This is a genomic window from Streptomyces genisteinicus (assembly GCF_014489615.1).
In the GTDB taxonomy this organism is placed as follows: domain Bacteria; phylum Actinomycetota; class Actinomycetes; order Streptomycetales; family Streptomycetaceae; genus Streptomyces; species Streptomyces genisteinicus.
The window spans coordinates 6,560,944-6,579,878 of record NZ_CP060825.1; the positions used below are offsets into that span (position 1 = coordinate 6,560,944).

The window sequence follows — 18,935 nt, forward strand, 5'->3', positions numbered from 1 at the left end:
GCGGTGCGGGGAGCGGTGCGGCGCGCAGGGCGGCTTCTTCAGGAGTGTTCGGCGCGGCGGTAGCTGCCGCCGTCCCTCGTCCGTTCCAGCTGCCCGCCGACCACCAGATGGCGGCGGAGCGCGGCACAGTCCTCGTGCACGGTCAGCAGCGCGTCGTTGACCTCCCGTTCGCTGTACGAGCGCCCGGGCTCGAAGAGCGTCTCGGCCAGATGCGTGAGCAGCTGCTCGCGGCGGGCGGCCTTGCGGGGGACGGCCGTCAGCCGGCCGTGCGAGAAGAGGGCGTGCACCGACTGTGGGGCTGCGGGGAGGGCCATGACCGCAGCCTCACCCATCGCGCCGCGCGGGACAACGCATTTACCGGCCCGCTCACCGGTGTTCGGCGCCGACCGCGCCGCGCAGCTCCTCCCGCAGCGACCGCTGGAACGCCGTCACCAGCGCCTGCACCACGATCGGCTGCATATGGGCGGAGAGCGACTTCATCGCCGCGGTCGCGTGCTCCGGGTCGCGTTCGCGGTAGGGCCCCCACACCTCGTCGCGGAACAGCCGCGACAGCTCCTGGGCGGCCGAGCGGGCGTGCTCCAGCAGTACCGTGCGGGAGGCGAGGATCGTCTCGTGCGCGATGGGCACGTCGAGCAGTTCGACCCCGAGCCGCAGCAGCGAACCGTCCAGCAGGTAACCGCCGCCGGCCGCCGGGTCCGGCACCTCCAGGACGCCCATGGCGCCGAGGCGCTCGACGTCCTCGTCCGTCAGCGCCCGGCCCGCCCGGCGCTCCAGTTCCGCCCGGGTCACCGGCTCGGGCGACTCGGGCGCCCAGGTGGCGACCAGGGCCCGGTGGATCGCCAGGTCCTGCGCGCTGAGATCGGCGGGCAGCTGGCCCAGGTAGCGTTCGATGGCGGCCAGGGTCATGCCCTGGTGCTGGAGCTCCTCGATCAGCGCGAGACGCGAGAGGTGGTCCCGCCCGTAGTGGCCCACCCTGCGCGGTCCGATCACCGGCGGCGGGAGCAGGCCGCGGGTGCTGTAGAACCGGATCGTGCGCACGGTCACCCCGGCGCGTGCGGCCAGCTCGTCGACGGTGAACGCCGCCTCCTCGGTCCCGTCCGCCATGGCACTCCCTCTCCCGAACCGCCACACCCTGCGCCTGTACAACAGTATTGCTGTCTCACCATTGCTGTGAAACCCGTGGGCGGCTGTCGGTGCCCGATCGTACGGTTGTCCCATGGCCGAGATCGCATACGTCCGAGGGGACGCCACCGCACCGCACGGCAAGGGCGTCAAGGTGATCGCCCATGTCTGCAACGACCTGGGCGGATGGGGCAAGGGCTTCGTCCTCGCCGTATCCCGCCGCTGGCCCGGGCCCGAGGCCGAGTACCGCCGCTGGCACCGCGGGCGCGCGGGCAACGACTTCGGTCTGGGAGCCGTCCAGTTCGTCCGGGTCGGCACGTACGTGTGGGTCGCCAACATGATCGGCCAGCGGGGCACGAGGACCGGCAGCAAGGGCGTGCCCGTGCGCTACGAGGCGATCGACCGCGCCCTGGACACGGTGGGCGCCGAGGCGCTGCGGCTGGGGGCCTCCGTGCACATGCCGCGCATCGGGTGCGGGCTCGCCGGGGGCACCTGGTCGCGCGTCGAGCCGCTGATAGCCGGGCGGCTGACCGCCCGCGGTGTCGAGGTCACGGTGTACGACCACGACGGCTGAGCGCCCCGCCCCGCCCTCTCGTACAGATGCGCCAGGGGTGAAGCGGATCTTGCCGCCCCCGCGGAGGCCCGCGCCGCTGCCAGACTTCCGGTGAGTGATCGTCCCGGGCCGCGGCCCCCGGCCGGTCGCACGGTGCCGGGCAGGGCGGACACACGGGGGTGGGGCATGGCGCACGACGGTGTGCCGGCGGCAGCCGGCACGGGACCCCGGGACGGGACGCCGCCGGGCGTGCCCCGGCACGTGGCGTGCGTGATGGACGGCAACGGACGCTGGGCGGCCCGGCGTTCACTGCCCCGCACCGAGGGCCACCGGGCGGCGGAGACCACGGTGATCGACGTCATCGAGGCCGCGCGCACGTCGGGTGTGCGGTGGCTCAGCCTGTACGCCTTCTCCACCGAGAACTGGAACCGGCCCCCGTCCGAAGTCGACTTCCTGATGCGCCTGGTACGCGGCGTCGTGCGCAAGCACGCCCCGCTGCTGCTGGCGCGAGGGGTGCGATGCCGGTTCCTCGGCGTCACGGACGACCGCGTGCCGAGGGAGCTGGCCCGGGACTTCGACGACCTCACGACGCTCACCGAGGCCAACCGGGGCATGACCCTCACCGTGGCGTTCGACCACGGGGGCCGCCGCGACATCGTCGAGGCCGCCCGGTCGCTGATCCGCGGTGGCGCGCGCCCCGACGAGGTGACGGAACAGAGCTTCGCCGCGCACCTCCCGTACCCCGACACCCCGGACGTGGACCTCGTCATCCGCACCTCGGGCGAGCAGCGCATCTCCAACTTCATGCTCTGGCAGGTCGCGTACGCCGAGTGGGTCTTCCCCCAGGTCCTCTGGCCCGACTTCCGCGCCGCGCACTTCGCCGAGTGCCTGCACACCTACCAGCGACGGGACCGCCGCTTCGGCGGCGTGCCGTCCCAGCCGAACGGAGCACCCCGATGACCGTCCGCCCGCCCGACGACCCGTCCGCGCAGGACCCGGCCGCACCGGACGGCGGGGCGTCCGCCCCCGGCGCCGGCGGCCGGCAGGGGGAGGGGGACGGCGGCGTCCCGCTCTTCGGCCCGGGTTCGCAGTTCCACGCGCTCTTCGACGACCCCCGGTGGGCGCTCGCCGTCGTCCGCGCGACCGTCCTGGAGGCGGCCCATCCGCAGGTCGGCGCCGCGCTCGCCGACAACTCGACCTTCGTCACCCATCCCTGGCGGCGGCTGCGGAACACCCTCACCAGCCTGCGCCGCATGTTCGGCGCCGACGAGGAGGCACGGCTGCGGGAGGCGGCCCGCCTCAACCGGCTGCACGCGCGCCTCGGCGGCACCGACTCCGCCGGCCGCGCCTACGACGCCATGGACCCCGAGGTGAGGGCCTGGGTGGTGGCTACCCTCTTCGAGTCCACCGTGACCATGTGCCGGATGAGCGGCCGGCCGATGGACCAGGTCACGATGGAGCGCCTGTACGCGGAGTTCCGCGCCTTCCTGGCGGCGCTCGACGGCGACGCCGGGTGTCTGCCCGCCACACTGCACGGCTTCTGGCCGTACTTCGACCGCGTCGTCGCCGAGGAGCTGGAGAACACCGAGGCGGCCCGGGTCATCCTCTACCGGCTCTTCGACCGGCTGCCGGCGCCTCCGCTGCTCCAGCAGGTGCCCACGCTGTGGGCGGCCGGCCGGGCCGTCGCCGGCCCGGTCATCGGGGCGGTCACGGTGGCCTCGCTGCCGGAGCCGTACCGGCGGCGGGCCGGACTCCCGGAGATGCCGGGTGCGCAGACGCTGATGCAGGGCGCCTACCTGGCCGCGGGGCTGGCCCGCTTCCTGCCCCCGGGACTGCTGCGCGCCGAAGGGCTGGCCGAACTGCTCTCCCTGACGCCCGACAGCGACGACCCCCGGGCGCGGACCGTGGCCGCCCTGCAGGAGAGGATGCGCCGGGCGGCGGCGCTCATCCGCCTGATCGGGCCGCGCGCGCCGATGGACGCGCAGACGCCGGCGGGCCCGCGGGCGGGGGCGGCCGGGGGAGAGGGGAACGGCGAAGTCCGGCGGACGGCCGAGGAGTTCTTCCGGCAGGTCCTCGACCAGACCGGCGACGGGTTCCTGGACTGGCCCGACCTCGCGGCGATGGCCCGGGAACTCTGCGGCCGCCTCGACCTGGACGAACCCGAGGAGACCAGGCTCTATCAGGCGTGGGCCGACTGGTGGCGGGAGCTCCAGGGCGCCCTCGACACGGACGGTGACGGACGGGTGAGCGCCGGGGAGTACGCCGCGGCCGTGCCCTCGCTGGCGGGTCCGGCACTCATCCGCGTCGCCGAGGTCCTCTTCGAGGCCGCCGACAAGGACGGCGACGGCACGATCGACGCCGAGGAGCACCGGGCCCTGTTCCGCACCGGGTTCCGGCGCGAGGCGGGCTCCGCCGGGGGCACGTACACCCGCGGCGCCTTCGTGGCCGACTTCCTCGGCTTCATGGCGGGCCGCCGGTCCGGTCCGTACGAATCGGTGCTGGCGGACGCCTGACGGGGCCGCGGACGCCCGGGGCCCGCCGGACCCGGGCGTCGGTCTCGAGCGAGGGCGGTCGGCGGGCGGCTGCTCGGGCGGTGCCGCGGGGCCCGCGGGGAAGGCGCGCGACCGGCCGGTGGTCGCGTGCCTCCCCGCGGAATGCGGTGCGGGCGGGGGGCGGTGGCCGTCAGTAGACGGCCACTCCGTAGACGCCGAGCGCTTCGCGGACCGGCTGGTGCAGGGCGGAGCCGCTGGTGCCCGAGCAGCCCGAGCTGCCGGAGTGGATGCCCAGCGCCGTGGAGCCGGCGAAGTGGGCGCCGCCGCTGTCTCCGCCCGCGGAACAGGCGGTGGTGCGGACCAGGTTGTACACCGGGCCGTCGCTGTAGTTGACCGTGACGTTGACGGCGGTGACGGTGCCGCTGGTCACCTTGGTGGTGGAGCCGGACTTGCGGATCGCCTGGCCGACGACGGCGTCGGCGGCCGAGGTGATGTCCTGGCGGCTGCCGTTCCACAGGTTGACGTCACCCGCGGGCTGGGAGCCGTCGGTGTAGCGGACGAGCCCGTAGTCGTTGGTCGGGAAGCTGGTGCCCTCCCGGGTGCCGACGGCCGGTCCGCCGGAGGCCGCCGACCAGCCGGCGGCCAGGTTGGTGCAGTGGCCGGCGGTCAGGAAGTAGCGGGCCGTGCCCTTGGAGACGTTGAACGCGGCCGAGCAGCGGGAGCCGCCCCCGTAGATCGCGTCGCCGCCCGCGACCTCCTTGGTGAAGGTCCCCGGCACCTGGGTGATCCGGACGCTGTCGCCGAGGCCGTCGGCGACCTTCCGCAGCCGGGCCATGTCGCGGGCCGACACCGACTGGTCCGCCTCCACGGAGACCTGATTGGTCCTCGGGTCGACGCCCCAGGAGGTCCCGGTGATCCCGGCACGGCTCTCCAGGGTGTCCATCGCCGTGCGGAGGTCGGCCATCGAGCGGGGGACGATCTCGGCACGGGCGCCGCTGTCGCGGACCGCGGCCGCCGTGACCGCGTCCGTCACGGTCACCACCAGCTCGCCGCTCGCCGCGTCGAGGTAGGAGCCCGCGGTGCGGTCGCCGAGGCCGCGTGCGAGCGAGCTGTGCAGGGCGTACTGGGCCGCGGTGGCCGAGACACCGGGTGCGGGGGCCCCGGCGGCGGGCTCCGCTCCGGCTGCCGAGGCGTGGGTGCCGAGGCCGACGGCGGTCAGGGCGAGCAGGGCGGGAAGGCAGATGCGCGCACGGGAGGTGCGTCTCATGGGGGCTTCTCCTTCGTACGAGTCCGTGGGGGGATCGCCCTGGGTGGGGGCGATGTGGACTGGACCAGTCCGGAGTGCGGACTCAATGTGACATGGCCCTGTCACGGACACAAGGGTGCCGCCCGGCCGGGCGTGTCCGGTTCCAGCCGGGCGGCCCGCACCGGACACCTCCCGGCCGCCTACCGCGCGGAGGCGGTCACCGGATAGTGGTCCGAGAAGTCGGTGTACGTGTACGTGGTGCCCCAGCTGGACACCGACCAGGGCTCGCTCGGGGCCTTGATCACCTCATTGGTCCAGCCGGCCGGCCGGACGTGCCCCGCCCGGTGGAGCACATGGTCCAGATCCTCGCGGGGATCGTCCGGATAGCGCTCCGCCGCGATCGAGTTGTCCCGGGTGTCGAACGAGTACGGATGACCTGTGCGCGCGTCGGCGCCGACGAGGCCGGCGTCGGCGAGCGCGGTCGCGTACTCGGGCGTGCGGGAGTCCACGTTGAAGTCGCCCGCCACGACCACCTGTTCGGACGCGGGGATGCGCTTCGCGTCCAGGAAGGCGTCCATCGAACGGAACTGACGGGACCGCACCGAGGCCGCCTCGCCCGCGCCGCAGCCGGGATCGGTCGACTGGGCGTGCGTGCCGACGACGTGCACCCGGCTGCCGCCCACGTCGAGGACCGCGTACACGAAGCCCTTGTTGGAGAACCGGTCGGAGCCGCAGGCGTCCTTGTAGACGTACTGCTCCTTGCGGAGGATCGGCCACCTGCTCAGCACCGTCACCCCGCCGTCCTCCGGCGTCAGCGCCGAGTACGCGCCGCCCGTCGCGTCCCAGCCGTCGCGCCCGCGGCCCATCACCGGCGTCTGGTGCGGGTACTCCGCCGACGCCGCGCGCCCCAGCGCCTGCGACGAGGCGTTGTCGAACGCCTCCTGGAGCACGACCACGTCGTTGCCCCGGAAGAACGGAGCCCGGGGGATCTCCGCCGCCCGGTGGTCCTGGCCCCAGTTGGGGTACAGCGTCCGGCTGAACAGGAACGCGTTGTACGTGAGCACCTTCAGCTGCGGCGGGGCGCCGCCGGCGCCCTCGGCCGCGCCCGCGGACGGCGCCGCCGCGGCGGTCAGGGCGCCGGCGGCGAGCGCCGCGGACAGGGCGGTCGCCGCGAGGCGGCGGTACGTGGAGGTCGGCACAGGGACTCCTGTCGGGATGTGGGGGTCCGGCGGCGTCGCCGCCGGTGCCGCACATCAAAGCAGGAGAAGTTACCTTCAGGTAATGGGGAGTTGCCGTCTTTCTCTCCTCCGGCGCAACGTTTCCCGCCGCACCCGCGCGGCCCCGGACGATCGCGCAGATGTCCACCCGTTCCCCCGCCAGGTGGGCATGTCGCTCCCCGGCGTGTGCACCGCCCGGCGCGGGCTGCGGCGTGGGCCAAGCTGAGGGCGTTCACGCAGCTCAGGACAGGGATGGGAACACGATGAGTCTCGACAGCCCGGCGCTCGCCGGCATGACCGGGCGGCGCGCCCGACTCGCGGCACGCGCCGGACGGCTGGTGGAAGCCGAGTGGTTCACGGCACTGGCGGTCACGGCCATCGCGCTCAACGCCGTGCTGCTGGGGGCCGAGACCTACGCGGGCTTCGCCAGGGAGTGGCACACCGTCCTGGGACTCCTGGAACAGCTGCTGCTCGGCGCGTTCGCGGTGGAGATCGCGCTCCGCGCCCTCGCCCACGCGGACCGGCCGGCGGACTTCCTCCGCAACCCGTGGAACGTGTTCGACCTCGCCGTGGTCCTCTGCGCCTTCCTGCCCTTCGTCAGCGAGAACACCACCGTCCTGCGGCTGCTGCGGCTCGCCCGGGTGATCCGCACCGCCCGCTTCCTGCCCCAGCTGCGCATCATCGTCACCGCGCTCGGCAAGAGCGTGCCGGGAGCCGTCAGCTTCCTCCTCGTCGGCACCCTGCTGCTGTACCTGTACGCGATGCTCGGCTGGGCCGCGTTCGCCGCCGACGACCCCGAGCACTACGGCTCCCTCGGCCGCGCCGCGCTCACCCTGTTCGTCCTGATGACCCTCGACGGGCTCGGCGACGCCCTCTACGGAGGACTGGCGATCTCGCCGTGGGCCGTCGTCTACTACGCCTCCTATGTGCTCCTCAGCTCCTTCCTGATGGTCAACCTCCTGATCGGCGTCGTGATCGACTCGCTCGCCCAGGCCCGGGAGCTCGACGAGAAGCGGCGCCCCGCGGGCGGCGGCCCGGCGCCCGCGGCCGTCGACGAACTCAGGGAGAGGATCACGGCCGCCCGGGCCCAGCTGGAGGACCTGGAGAACCTGCTGCCCCACGTCCCGCCGCAGCAGGAGGCGGTGGCGAAGACCGCGTCCCGGCCCTGAGGACGGCCCCCGGGGGCCCGGCCGCATACTGGAGGGGCAGCGGGGACCACCGCAGCGGGCACCACCGCCGTGGGGACCACCGCAGCGAGGACCACCGCAGCGAGGACCACCGCCGTGGGGACCACCCCTTCCACACCCCGGGAGCACCAGATGAGCGCCGCCCGCGCATCCGTCGAACCGCCCCCGCCCGGCGGTGTGCTCTGGAGCCTCGCCGGCGACGTCCGCGCCCTGCTGATGCTGCCCGCCGCGCTGACCATGCAGGTGGCCCACCCGGCCGTGGGCGCCGGCGTCGACGAGCACTCCGTCTTCCGCACCGACCCCTGGGGACGCGGCGAGCGCTCGCTGCGCTCGCTCCAGCTGTGGATCTACGGCGGCGACCGGGCGGCGGCCGAGGGCCGCCGCCTGCGCGAGCTGCACCGCACCATCCAGGGGACGGACGCCCACGGGCGGCGCTACCACGCGCTGAGCCCGGACCACTACGCCTGGGTGCACGCCACCGGCTTCCCGGTCTACCGCCACGGTGCCCGCTACCTGGTGCGCGAACTGACCCCGGCCGAGGAGCGCAGGCTCTACGCGGAGTGGTTGCAGGTCGGCCGCATCCTCGGCATCCGGGACCGCGACATGCCGCAGACCGTCGAGGAGTTCTGGCCCTACTACCGCAAGGTCCTCGCGCAGCAGCTGGAGGCGACCGTCGTCGTACGGGAACTCGTCGACCCCGCGCAGCCGGTGCCCCCGCCCGACCGGGGGCGGCCGGTGGCCCGACGGCTGCTGCGCCTCCTGTGGCCCGTGCTGCTGCCCCCGCTCGCCCGCTTCCGCCGGTTCATGACCATCGGCCTGATGCCGCCCGACGCCCGCGAGGCCATCGGGCTCCCCTGGACCGACGCGCAGGAACGCCGGCTGCGCCGGTTCGGCGCGGTCGTCCGCGTGGTGGTGCCCGTCCTGCCCGAACGCCTCCGCTACCTGCCCCTCGCCCGCACCGCGCGCCGCGCCGAGCGGGCGCGGGCCCGCGCGTCGGGCTGAGCCCCGGGCGCGGGCCGGGTCCGGGCCGTCGGACCCGTGCCAGGGGCGCGGCCCGCTGAGGTTCACCGTCCGGTCCCTGCCCGGGACCGGGCCGCCGCCATGTCCGCGCCCCGCCACCCGATCCCGCTCCGTCCGGCCTGTGCGGACACCACCCGGCAGCCCACCCCGGCCCGTCCGGCGTCCGAGGACACCGTGCGCAGCACGGTGCCGCGACCACCACCCGCGGACGAAGCGGCCTGCGCTGCCGAGCGACCTGCGCGGATGAAGCGACCTCCCCGGGCGAAGCGGCCTGCGCCGGCGAAGCACCCCCCGCGCACGCAGCAGCCCCCGCGCCCCGGGCGCGCACGACCGGTGCCCGGACCCCCCGCCGCGCGCGAGCGCGGCGCGGAGCCCGGGCACCGGTCACCGGACCTGCGGCCCCCGGCCGCCTACTCGGCGAGCCCCCCGCGGGCGATGACCTCCGCGTACCAGCGGGCGCTGTCCTTGAACGTGCGCCGCTGGGTGGCGAAGTCCACGTGCACGATGCCGAACCGCTTGCTGTAGCCGTACGCCCACTCGAAGTTGTCCAGCAGCGACCACAGGAAGTAGCCCCGGACGTCCGCCCCTTCCTCGATGGCGCGGTGCACCGCGGCCAGGTGCGCGTGCAGGTAGGCCACCCGCTCCGGGTCCTTCACCTCGCCCGACGGGTCGGCGTAGTCGTCGTACGCCGCACCGTTCTCCGTGATCACCAGCGGGACGCCCGGCAGGTCGTCGCGGAGGCGCATCAGCAGCTCGTGCAGCCCGTTCGCGTCCACCGGCCAGTCCATCGCCGTGCGCGGCCCCGGTGCGGGCAGGAAGCGCACGTGCTGCTCGGCGCCCGCCCACGGCGAGGCCTCGGCCGGGCCGGAGCCCGCGGCCACCACCGTGGGGGAGTAGTAGTTGATGCCGAGCGAGTCGATCGGCGCCGACGCCGTCTCCAGGTCGCCGTCGAGGACGAACGACCAGTCCGTGACCGCCGCCGTGTCGCGCACCAGGTCCTCCGGCAGGCTGCCGTTGAACACCGGGTCCAGGAAGACCCGGTTGCCGACGGCGTCGATCCGGCGGGCCGCGTCCAGGTCCGCCGCCGAGTCCGAATGGGGGCGCACGGCGTGGAGGTTCAGCGTGAGCGAGACCTCCGAGCCCGGGGACAGGGCGCCGCGCAGCGCACCGGTCGCCAGCCCGTGCGCCAGGTTGAAGTGGTGCGCGGCGCGCAGCGAGGCGAGTGCGCTGGTCCGGCCGGGGGCGTGGACGCCGTTCCCGTAGCCGAGAAAGGCGGCGCACCACGGCTCGTTCAGGGTCGTCCAGGTCGCGACCCGGTCGCCCAGCGCTCCGGCCATGATGGACGCGTACTCGCCGAAGCGGTGCGCCGTCTCGCGCTGCGGCCAGCCGCCCGCGTCCTCCAGCTCCTGGGGGAGGTCCCAGTGGTACAGCGTGGCCACCGGACGGATGCCTGCCTCCAGCAGCTCGTCGACGAGCCGCCGGTAGAAGTCCAGCCCCTTCTGCACGGCGGGCCCGCGGCCCGTCGGCTGCACACGCGGCCAGGCGATCGAGAACCGGTAGTCCGTGACACCGAGCCGGCGCATCAGCGCGATGTCCTCGCTCACCCGGTGGTAGTGGTCGGCCGCGATGTCACCCGTGTCACCGTTGCGGACCTTGCCCGGGGTGCGGCTGAACGTGTCCCAGATCGACGGGGTACGGCCGTCCTCGGCGGCGGCTCCCTCGATCTGGTACGCCGCGGTCGCCGTGCCCCAGCGGAAGGCCGCCGGGAACCGGTGCGTCGTCGTGTCGGGGCGTGCGTCGAGTGCGGTCATGAGGATGGAACTCCCAAGTGAGACGGTGGTGCCGGAATCGGGACGGGCGGGGGGTCAGCCCTTGACCGCGCCCTGCATGATGCCGCCGACGATCTGCCGGCCCAGCAGGCCGAAGACCAGCAGTACGGGAAGGGTGCCGAGCAGGGTGCCCGCCATGATCACGGACTGGTCCTGTACGTAGCCGCCGCCGAGCTGGCGGAGGGCGACCTGCACGGTCGGTTCGGACGAGGTGAGCGCGACGATGGGCCAGAAGAAGTCGTTCCAGGCGGCCATGAAGGTCAGCAGGCCGAGGACGGCCATGCCGGGCCGGGCGATGGGCACCACGATGGACCAGAAGATCCGGGCCGTGGAGGCGCCGTCGACCCGTGCCGCCTCGATGAGCTCGTCGGGCAGCGACTGCACGAGGTACTGCCGCATGAAGAACACGCCGAACGCGGACACCAGTCCGGGCAGGATCACCGCCTGGAGCTGGTTCACCCACTGCAGTTCGGCGATCAGCATGAACAGCGGGATCACACCGAGCTGCGGCGGGATCATCATGGTGCCGACGGTGACGGCCAGCAGGGCGCCGCGTCCCCGGAAGCGGAGCTTGGCGAAGGCGAAGCCGGCGAGGGTGCAGCACAGCACCGTGCCCACGGTGATCGAGCCGGACACGATGAACGAGTTCACCAGCGCCTTGCCGATGTCCGCCTCCTCCATCACCGCCTCGAAGTTGCGGAACAGGTTGGAGCCGGGCAGCAGGGTCGGCGGCACCTGCGCGAGATCGGCGTTGGAGCGGCTCGCGGCGACGATCGTCCAGTAGAACGGGAACGCGGAGATCAGTACGGCCACGATCAGGATCGCGTAGGCGAGCTTGCCGCCCTGCATGGTGCGCCCGGCGCGGGAGCGCCCGCGGCGCCGTCCGGGTGCGGGCGCTTCGGCCGGGTGCTTCACCGGCGGTTCGGCGAGCGCGGTCATCGGCCGGCCTCCTTGCGGGAACGGCGGCGCGCGATCAGGGCGTTGACCCCGACGAGCACCAGGATGAGCAGGAACATCACCCAGGCGATGGCGGCGGCGCGGCCCAGGTGGAAGAAGCCCCAGCCCTGCTCGTACATGTACAGGCCGAGGGTCTGGTACTGGTGCGAGATGCCGCCGGAGATCGACCCCTCGAAGAGCAGCGGCTCGCCGAAGAGCTGGGTCGCGCCGATCGTCGACACGATCACCGTGAAGACGATGGTGGGCCGCAGTCCCGGCAGGGTGACGTGGAAGAACTGGCGCCAGCGCGACGCCCCGTCCATCTCGGCCGCCTCGTAGAGCTCCTGGGGGATGGACTGCATGCCGGCCAGGTAGATCAGCGCGTTGTACCCCGTCCAGCGCCAGATGACGATGGCGGAGACGGCGATCTGGGAGGCGACCGTGCCGCTCTGCCAGTCGACCGGGTCGATGCCGACGAGACCGATGACGTAGTTGATCAGCCCGAAGTCGCGGCCGAAGAGCTGGGCGAAGACCAGGGTGGCGGCGGCGACCGAGGTCGCGTAGGGGAGCAGCATCGCGGTGCGCAGGAACGTGCGTCCGCGCAGGCGGTAGTTGAGCAGGTGCGCCAGCCCCAGCGCCATCACCAGCTGCGGCACCGTGGAGAGCACCCCGATGGTGAACGTGTTGCGCAGCGAGGTCCAGAAGAACTCGTCGCTCAGCAGCGCGGTGTAGTTGTCGAGGCCCCGCCACTCCATGTCGCCCGGGGTCTGGAGTTCGACCCGGTAGAGCGACACGAACGCCGTGTAGATCAGGGGGAAGAGCCCGAAGGCGGCGAACAGGGTGAAGAACGGGGCGATGTAGGCGTACGGCGAGACCTTCTGCCAGGCGCGCCGCACGGCGGGCGGGCGGGGCGGCGATATCGGCTTCGCGGGTGCGGTGAGGGTCACGGTGCGGCCCTTCGGGGGTGAGTCGGTGCCGGGCGGTGGGGCGGGGCCGTGTCACGGGGGCGGCGGCCCGGGGCGGACCCCCGGGGCCGGTCCGGAGGGCGGCGTGCGCCGTGGGCTCCGGACCGGCCCCGGGGAGCGGGTCAGCCGATGGTGTTGGCGACGCCCTTCTTCGCGTTCTCCCACGCCTTGTCGGAGGCGAGGCCCTTGCGCTCGACCTCGCTCAGCGCGTTGGTGATCTGCTGGGCGACGTTCTGGTCGTGCACACCGAGCACCTGCACCGGGGCGGCCTTGGCCGCGTCGCCGAAGATCTTGCCGATCGGGGCGCCGGAGAAGTACTCGTCCGTGGCGCCGGCGACCTTGTCGATCGCGCCCGTGGCCGACGGGAAGTTGCCCACCTTCTGGAAGAGCTTGGCCTGCTGCTCGGGGGCGGTGAGCCAGGCGATCAGCTCGTACGCCTCCTTCTTGTGCTTGGCCGCCTTCGGGACGGACAGGTACGAGCCGCCCCAGTTGCCGGCGCCGCCGGGCAGCTTGGCGATGTCCCACTTGCCCTTGCCCGCGTCACCGGCCTGGCCCTTGATGTAGCCGAGCATCCAGGCGGGGCAGGGGATGGTGGCGAAGGAACCGGCGGAGAAGGCCTGGTTCCACTGCGGCGACCACTGGTCGAGCTTGGCGCTCAGGTCGCTCTCGGCCGCCTCGACGGAGGTGTCCCAGGCGGTCTTCAGCGCCGGGTTGGTCTCCCAGATCAGCTCGCCGGAGGCGTCGTAGTAGCGCTCCTTCTCCTGCCCGATCATGATCGAGTAGAGGCTGCCGACGCTGTCCAGCCAGGTGCTCTTGGCAGGGGCCTTGGCCTTGTACTGCTTGCCCAGCTCCAGGTAGCCGTCCCAGGTGGACCACTTCTGCGCGAGTTCCTCGCGGTCGGTGGGGAGCCCGGCCTGCTCGAACAGGTCGGTGCGGTAGCACATCGCCTCGGGGCCGACGTCCGTGCCGAGGCCGAGGACCTCGCCGTTCCTGCCGGTGGCCGCCGCCCACTTGGCGTCGGCGAACTGGCCCTTGAGCTTCTCGGCGCCGTACTTGTTCAGGTCCTCGAACTTGTCCGCCTGCTGCTGGGTCACGGAGGCGATCCGGCCGACCTCGATGCCCTGGACGTCGGCGAGCCCGCCGCCGCCGGCGAGGCGGGTCTGGAGCGACTTCCAGTAGTCGGCCTCGTCCTGGGTGTCGGTCTGCTTGATCGTGATCTCCGGGTGGAGCTTCTGGTACTCCGCGTAGAGCCCGGCCTCCTTGTAGCCGAAGGATCCGAAGAGGTCGACGGTGAGCGTGACCTTTCCGCCCGCGCTGTCGGAGGCGTCGTCCGACGAACCTCCGCAGGCGGCGAGCAGGGCCCCGGCGAGCACGACCGCCCCCAGGCGGACGGTGGCCCTCTTGGCGGCTCGGGCGATGGGCATGGGAAGCCTCCCTTGGCTTCGGGGTGGAGCGAGAGCCTGAGAGCGCTCTCAAACATGCGACTGGAGCGTGCCCGTCCCGTGCACAATCCGTCAAGACTCGAAGACATAACGGGTTGGACTCGGGGCCAAATCCCTTCTGTGTCCCATCTATTGACACCCACGTTTCAGGAGTTTTACGTTTCCGGCCATCTGAGAGCGCTCTCGAAACGCTCTCGGCCCGTGCTGAGACACCCCATTCCCGTCGTGACGACACGAGGTGCCCTTCATGCCAGCCCCCCGCAACAGACCGGCCGCCGTGCTGGTCCTGGCCACCGCCCTGGCCGCCGTAGGACTCGGCCCGGCCGCGGTCCCGGCCGCCGCCGCCACCGTCCCCGTCGGCTCCGGCAGCTACTCCGACACCCGGCCCGCCGGCACGTCCGGCCCCACCACCAACACCGGCGCACCCGTGACCCCCAAGGTCACCGCCGCCGCCGCGGGCAAGCCGGTGCCCACCAACGACTGGTGGTCCTCACTCGCCTTCCAGCGCTACGGCGACAACCCGTACTCCACCCCGATGTACGGCCACCCGCTCACCTACCAGGCCGTCTCCGGCGGACTGGAGATCGGCTACCCCACGAGCCCCGCCGTCGTGGGCGACGGCCGCCAGTACGAGTACGCCCACAAGCGGGACCTCACCCTGGGCCTGACCGGCCTCAACTCGCCCGACACCAAGGCCGACGCCTGGTCCGACTGGACCGTCACGCCCTACTGGTCCGACGGCACCCGCACCCTGCGCACCACCATCGGCCACGGCATGCCGTTCGTGTACGCCAAGGGCTCCGGCGGCAACGCCCAGATCACCACCGCGTCGGCCCCCGCGGTCTTCGCCGACCAGGGCAACGTCCTCGGCATCACCGTCGGCGGCCACCACTACGCCCTCTTCGCGCCCACCGGCAGCGACTGGAACGTCTCCGGCTCCACCGTCACCGCCGGCCTCGGCGGCAAGGACTACTTCTCCGTCGCCGTGCTCCCCTCCACCGACGCGCTGGCCACGTACCGCAAGTACGCGTTCAGCTTCGTCACCGGGTCCACCGTGAACTGGAGCAGCGGCGGCGGCACCGTGCGCGCCACCTACAGCCTCACCACCGAGGCCAAGGAGGGCACCGAGCGCGGCACCCTCCAGGCCCTCTACCGCCACCAGTGGCTCAACACCACCGACGCGCTGACCGGGTACACCTACGTCTCGCCGCGCGGCACCATGAAGGTCCGCGAGTCGGCCTCCTTCAGCACCGCGCAGAAGGCGTCCGCCGTGCTGCCCGGCCTGCCGAGGACGAACGCGGTCGACACGGCCCGGCTGCGGGGCTACCTGAACGAGGTCGCCAACTCCTCCGACCCGTTCTCCGGCGCGGTCGACACCTACTGGACGGGCAAGGCGCTCGGCAAGCTCGCCCAGCTGGTGCCGCTCGCCGACCAGATCGGCGAGGGCGCGATCCGCGACAAGCTGATCGGGCTCATCAAGGGCCGCCTCCAGGAGTGGTTCACGGCCGGGGGCGCCAACGAGTTCTCCTACGACAAGGTCTGGAAGACCCTCACCGGCTACCCGGCCTCCTACGGCAGCGACACCGAGCTCAACGACCACCACTTCCACTACAGCTACTACGTCTACGCGGCGGCGATCGTCGCCCAGTACGACCAGGGCTGGGCTGCCGACTCCGCCTGGGGCGGCATGGTGAAGACGCTGATCCGGGACACCGCCAACGCCTCCCGCACCGACAGCGCCTACCCCTTCCTGCGCGGCTTCGACGTCTACGCCGGCCACAGCTGGGCCTCGGGCCACCAGGGCTTCGCCGCCGGCAACAACCAGGAGTCCTCGTCCGAGTCCACCAACCTCAGCGCCGCCCTGGTGCTCTGGGGCTCGGCCACCGGTGACAGCGGTCTGCGCGACCTCGGCAGCTACCTGCTCACCACCGAGTCCGAGGCGATCGCCCAGTACTGGTTCGACGCCGACGAGCAGGTCTTCCCCGGCTCCTTCGGCCACGACACGGTCGGCATGGTCTGGGGCAGCGGCGGCGCCTACTCCACGTGGTGGACCGCCAACCCCGAGGAGATCCACGGCATCAACGTCCTCCCGGTGACCGGCGGTTCGCTCCACCTCGGCGGCGAGAAGGCGGCGATCCGCCGCAACCTCGCCGAGATGGAGCGCGAGAACGGCGGCCCCGCCGTCGAATGGCGCGACATCCTCTGGGAGTTCCAGTCCTTCGCCGACCCCGCGGCCGCGAAGTCCAAGTGGGACGCGGGCAACGCCTCGTACACCCCCGAGGCCGGCGAGTCCAAGGCGCACACCTACCACTGGATCACCACCCTCGACGCGCTCGGCGCCCCCGACGCCACCGTCACGGGCGACATCCCCACCTCGGCGGTCTTCACCAAGGGCACCGTGCGCACCTACGCCGCCCACAACCACGGCTCCACCGCCCGGACCGTGACCTTCTCCGACGGCAAGACCCTCTCCGTGCCGGCCCGTTCGACCGCCACCGGGACCGGCAGCGGCAGCACGGACCCCGACCCCGACCCCGACCCGCCGACCGGCAACACCTTCCAGCTCCGCTCCGGCGGCACCCTGACCACCGCGTCGGGCGGCACCGCCGGCAGCGACACCATCCCCTCCGCGGGAGGCGTCAACCGCGACGGCACCCCGTACCAGCCGCTCGTGTACACCATCCGCGGCGTCAACGGCACCCTGGCGCAGGGCGCGTCCACGTCCTTCCGGCTCCAGGTGGACGCGGGCACCGCGGTCGGCCTCGGCCAGCAGGCCCGGATCAGCTACGACCTCACCGGTGACGGCACCTTCGACAGGACGGAGACGTACCACTACTTCGCCACCGACCCCGTGAACGGCTGGGAGGAGTACGCCCAGTCCCGCGGCCTGAAGTCGGCCACCGGAACGCAGGGCGACCTGCGGGGCGGCACCGTCCGCCTGGAGGTGTGGAGCGCCATCGGCAACGCGTCCGCGAAGCTCCAGACCGGCACCGACCGCTCGGTCCTGGTGATCCCCTACAGCTGAGCGGCGGCGACCACCACAGTCCCCCCACAGGGAGAGCGGCGGGCATCGGGCATCAGGCCGATGCCCGCCGTACCAGTGCGGTGGGGGTGATGACGGAGGCCGGGGCGGGCCCGCCCGATTCGTCGAGCAGCCGCATCAGCAGCTTCACCATCAGTCGGCCCATGCCCTCGATGTCCTGGTGGACCGTGGTCAGCGCCGGCACGGTCGACCTGACCACCGACGCCATGTCGTCGAAGCCGACCACCGCGACGTCCTCGGGGACCCGCACGCCCCGCTCCGCGAGGACGCGCAGCGCGCCCGCGGCCATCAGGTCGTTGGAGACGAAGACCCCGTCGAGGTCCGGGCGCCGCTCCAGCAGCTCGTGCATCGCCCGGGCGCCGCTCTCCTCGGTGAAGTCGCCCTGAGCCGTCAGCGCGGGGTCCGCGTCGATCAGTACGTCGTGGTAGCCGTCGACCCGGTCCAGCGCCGCCATCAGGTCGTCCGGCCCCGCGATGTGCGCGATGTGCCGCCGGCCGAGGGAGACGAGGTGGCGCACCGCCTCACGGGCGCCGCCGCGGTTGTCGCAGTCGACGTACGGCACCGCGAGGTCCTTGCCCGCCCGCGAACGCCCGCCGAACACGGTCGGGATCCTCGACCGGTCGATCAGCGCGGGCAGCTCGTCGTCGTTGTGGAGCGAGAACGCCAGCGCCCCGTCCACATGGCCGCCGCCCAGATAGCGGGCGATCCGGTCGTGGTCGCCGGGGCCCTCCACCCACAGCAGGACGAGCTGGGAGTCGTGGGCGGTCAGCTCGCGGCTGATCCCGCGCACCTGCTGCTCGAAGAACGGGTCCGAGAAGATCCGGAACTCCGGCTCCGCGATGATCACCGCGACCGCCCCGTTGCGCCGGGTCACCAGGGACCTGGCCGCGTGGTTGGGCACGTACCCCAGCTCCTCGACCGCCCTGCGGACCTTGTCGACCAGCGGGGCCCGCACACCCGCGCCCCCGTTCACGACGCGGGACGCCGTGGCCCGGGAGACGCCGGCGCGGGCGGCGACGGCTTCCAGCGTGGGGCGGGGCCCCGTGATGGGCTCGGGCACAGCGGGCGCTCCTCGTCTGGGCACTTCCGGTCGGCGGGACGGTCGGTCCCCGGCAAGGATATCCGGCACGCGGGACCGCCTGAGAGCGCTCCCAGCGGGGGTGGGGGACCGGCGTCGTGCGCCCGGGCCCGGCTGGGCGGGGACCGGGGTGCGCCCGGTGCCGTCCTGCCGTCGGGCCGTCGGGCCATCGGGCCGTCGGGCCGGAGGTGCCCGGCCGGCGCCCCTGTCAGGTGGAGCGCCGGCCGGGCGGTCCGGGCGGGCGGAAGCGGTCAGCTCCCGCCCGGTGCGGTGATCCGCGCGACCGCCTCGGCGGTCAGCGCCGGATCGTGCGGTTCCGTGTCGAGCGCCTGGTGCAGGGACAGGCCCTCGATCAGGGCGTCGAGCCTGCGGGCCGTCGCCGGGTCGAAGTGCCGCTCCAACGCGACCCGGCTGCTGCGCATCCAGGCGCGGGTCAGCTCCCGGAAGGCGGGCCTGCGTGCCGCCAGGGTGTACAGCTCGTGCGTCAGCACCAGGTTGCGCTGCCCGCCCTCGCCCAGTTCACGGATGAGCGACGTGACGGCCGCCCGCGCCTCGTCGGGCGTCGCCGCCGCGCCGAGCCGGTCCTCGAAGAGCGCCACGACCTCGCCGGAGAAGCGGGTGAACGCCTCCCGCAGCAGCTCGTCCATGCTCGCGAAGTGGTACGTCATCGAACCCAGCGGCACCCCGGCGCGGGCCGCCACCTTGCGGTGCGAGGTGCCGGCGACGCCCTCCTCCGCGATCAGGTCCAGCGCCGCGCCGATGATCCGCTCGCGGCGCTCGGGGTCCGCCCGTCCCGTCGCCACGG

At 73.1% G+C, this 18,935-nt stretch carries 16 protein-coding genes; 6 read left to right on the plus strand and 10 right to left on the minus strand.

Features of this window, described 5'->3' with window-relative positions; all coding sequences use genetic code 11:
* Nucleotides 1-38 precede the first annotated feature (38 nt).
* The gene (locus IAG43_RS28230) at nt 39-314 is read right to left on the minus strand and encodes a DUF2087 domain-containing protein (protein WP_187743490.1); all 276 of its coding nucleotides are present in this window, start codon (nt 312-314) and stop codon (nt 39-41) included.
* A gap of 52 nt (nt 315-366) precedes the next feature.
* On the minus strand, nt 367-1,104 hold the full coding sequence (locus IAG43_RS28235) for a MerR family transcriptional regulator (RefSeq protein ID WP_187743491.1): 738 nt from the start codon (nt 1,102-1,104) through the stop codon (nt 367-369).
* Nucleotides 1,105-1,216: 112 nt separating this feature from the next.
* Between IAG43_RS28235 and IAG43_RS28240 the strand changes: the two genes are divergently transcribed.
* From IAG43_RS28240 to IAG43_RS28250, 3 genes are all read left to right on the plus strand, one after another.
* The gene (locus IAG43_RS28240; protein WP_187743492.1) at nt 1,217-1,696 is read left to right on the plus strand and encodes a macro domain-containing protein; all 480 of its coding nucleotides are present in this window, start codon (nt 1,217-1,219) and stop codon (nt 1,694-1,696) included.
* Between the two features lie 165 nt (nt 1,697-1,861).
* Entirely contained in the window at nt 1,862-2,635 is a 774-nt protein-coding gene (gene uppS / locus IAG43_RS28245; RefSeq protein ID WP_187743493.1) for a polyprenyl diphosphate synthase, read from the plus strand.
* Nucleotides 2,632-4,188 carry an oxygenase MpaB family protein gene (locus tag IAG43_RS28250; protein WP_187743494.1) on the plus strand — a complete coding sequence of 519 codons (1,557 nt, stop codon included), beginning with the start codon at nt 2,632-2,634 and terminating at the stop codon, nt 4,186-4,188. Before uppS ends, IAG43_RS28250 begins: the two co-directional genes overlap by 4 nt.
* Before the next feature lie 169 nt (nt 4,189-4,357).
* Here the strand turns inward: IAG43_RS28250 and IAG43_RS28255 are convergent, their stop codons facing one another.
* Both IAG43_RS28255 and sph read right to left on the minus strand, forming a co-directional pair.
* Nucleotides 4,358-5,434 (minus strand): S1 family peptidase, encoded by a 1,077-nt coding sequence (locus IAG43_RS28255; RefSeq protein ID WP_187743495.1) that lies wholly within the window; start codon nt 5,432-5,434, stop codon nt 4,358-4,360.
* A gap of 179 nt (nt 5,435-5,613) precedes the next feature.
* Nucleotides 5,614-6,612, minus strand: a complete 999-nt coding sequence (sph, locus tag IAG43_RS28260; RefSeq protein WP_187743496.1) for a sphingomyelin phosphodiesterase — start codon at nt 6,610-6,612, stop codon at nt 5,614-5,616.
* A 281-nt stretch (nt 6,613-6,893) separates the two neighbouring features.
* On the opposite strand from sph, the gene IAG43_RS28265 reads away from it, so the two are divergent.
* On the plus strand, nt 6,894-7,799 hold the full coding sequence (locus IAG43_RS28265) for an ion transporter (protein WP_187743497.1): 906 nt from the start codon (nt 6,894-6,896) through the stop codon (nt 7,797-7,799).
* Nucleotides 7,800-7,949: 150 nt separating this feature from the next.
* The gene (locus tag IAG43_RS28270) at nt 7,950-8,819 is read left to right on the plus strand and encodes an oxygenase MpaB family protein (protein ID WP_187744684.1); all 870 of its coding nucleotides are present in this window, start codon (nt 7,950-7,952) and stop codon (nt 8,817-8,819) included.
* Nucleotides 8,820-9,247: 428 nt separating this feature from the next.
* Here the strand turns inward: IAG43_RS28270 and IAG43_RS28275 are convergent, their stop codons facing one another.
* The 4 genes from IAG43_RS28275 to IAG43_RS28290 all read right to left on the minus strand — a co-directional run bounded on the left by IAG43_RS28275 (nt 9,248) and on the right by IAG43_RS28290 (nt 13,991).
* Nucleotides 9,248-10,648, minus strand: coding sequence for a GH1 family beta-glucosidase (locus tag IAG43_RS28275; protein ID WP_187743498.1), 1,401 nt, complete (start codon nt 10,646-10,648; stop codon nt 9,248-9,250).
* Nucleotides 10,649-10,702: 54 nt separating this feature from the next.
* Nucleotides 10,703-11,605, minus strand: a complete 903-nt coding sequence (locus IAG43_RS28280; protein WP_187743499.1) for a carbohydrate ABC transporter permease — start codon at nt 11,603-11,605, stop codon at nt 10,703-10,705.
* Nucleotides 11,602-12,549, minus strand: coding sequence for a carbohydrate ABC transporter permease (locus IAG43_RS28285; protein WP_187743500.1), 948 nt, complete (start codon nt 12,547-12,549; stop codon nt 11,602-11,604). The genes IAG43_RS28280 and IAG43_RS28285 overlap by 4 nt, the downstream gene beginning before the upstream one ends.
* A gap of 140 nt (nt 12,550-12,689) precedes the next feature.
* Nucleotides 12,690-13,991 (minus strand): ABC transporter substrate-binding protein, encoded by a 1,302-nt coding sequence (locus IAG43_RS28290; protein WP_187743501.1) that lies wholly within the window; start codon nt 13,989-13,991, stop codon nt 12,690-12,692.
* Between the two features lie 265 nt (nt 13,992-14,256).
* Here IAG43_RS28290 and IAG43_RS28295 point away from each other — a divergent pair, with 265 nt between their 5' ends.
* Complete coding sequence (locus tag IAG43_RS28295) at nt 14,257-17,034, plus strand: glycosyl hydrolase (RefSeq protein ID WP_187743502.1); 2,778 nt, start codon at nt 14,257-14,259, stop codon at nt 17,032-17,034.
* Nucleotides 17,035-17,086: 52 nt separating this feature from the next.
* Here the strand turns inward: IAG43_RS28295 and IAG43_RS28300 are convergent, their stop codons facing one another.
* Both IAG43_RS28300 and IAG43_RS28305 read right to left on the minus strand, forming a co-directional pair.
* A complete protein-coding gene (locus IAG43_RS28300) occupies nt 17,087-18,112 on the minus strand; it encodes a LacI family DNA-binding transcriptional regulator (RefSeq protein WP_187743503.1) in 1,026 nt (341 codons plus the stop codon).
* A 269-nt stretch (nt 18,113-18,381) separates the two neighbouring features.
* On the minus strand, nt 18,382-18,933 hold the full coding sequence (locus IAG43_RS28305) for a TetR/AcrR family transcriptional regulator (protein WP_187743504.1): 552 nt from the start codon (nt 18,931-18,933) through the stop codon (nt 18,382-18,384).
* Nucleotides 18,934-18,935: the final 2 nt, after the last annotated feature.

What these genes read in the sequence shown, in the direction of transcription:
- IAG43_RS28280 (WP_187743499.1), bottom strand. Translation starts at nt 11,605, where the DNA reads ATGACCGCGCTCGCCGAACCGCCGGTGAAGCACCCGGCCGAAGCGCCC.
- IAG43_RS28255 (WP_187743495.1), bottom strand. Translation starts at nt 5,434, where the DNA reads ATGAGACGCACCTCCCGTGCGCGCATCTGCCTTCCCGCCCTGCTCGCC.
- IAG43_RS28275 (WP_187743498.1), bottom strand. Translation starts at nt 10,648, where the DNA reads ATGACCGCACTCGACGCACGCCCCGACACGACGACGCACCGGTTCCCG.
- IAG43_RS28250 (WP_187743494.1), top strand. Translation starts at nt 2,632, where the DNA reads ATGACCGTCCGCCCGCCCGACGACCCGTCCGCGCAGGACCCGGCCGCA.
- IAG43_RS28265 (WP_187743497.1), top strand. Translation starts at nt 6,894, where the DNA reads ATGAGTCTCGACAGCCCGGCGCTCGCCGGCATGACCGGGCGGCGCGCC.
- IAG43_RS28240 (WP_187743492.1), top strand. Translation starts at nt 1,217, where the DNA reads ATGGCCGAGATCGCATACGTCCGAGGGGACGCCACCGCACCGCACGGC.
- IAG43_RS28295 (WP_187743502.1), top strand. Translation starts at nt 14,257, where the DNA reads ATGCCAGCCCCCCGCAACAGACCGGCCGCCGTGCTGGTCCTGGCCACC.
- IAG43_RS28270 (WP_187744684.1), top strand. Translation starts at nt 7,950, where the DNA reads ATGAGCGCCGCCCGCGCATCCGTCGAACCGCCCCCGCCCGGCGGTGTG.
- IAG43_RS28290 (WP_187743501.1), bottom strand. Translation starts at nt 13,991, where the DNA reads ATGCCCATCGCCCGAGCCGCCAAGAGGGCCACCGTCCGCCTGGGGGCG.
- uppS (WP_187743493.1), top strand. Translation starts at nt 1,862, where the DNA reads ATGGCGCACGACGGTGTGCCGGCGGCAGCCGGCACGGGACCCCGGGAC.
- IAG43_RS28230 (WP_187743490.1), bottom strand. Translation starts at nt 314, where the DNA reads ATGGCCCTCCCCGCAGCCCCACAGTCGGTGCACGCCCTCTTCTCGCAC.
- IAG43_RS28235 (WP_187743491.1), bottom strand. Translation starts at nt 1,104, where the DNA reads ATGGCGGACGGGACCGAGGAGGCGGCGTTCACCGTCGACGAGCTGGCC.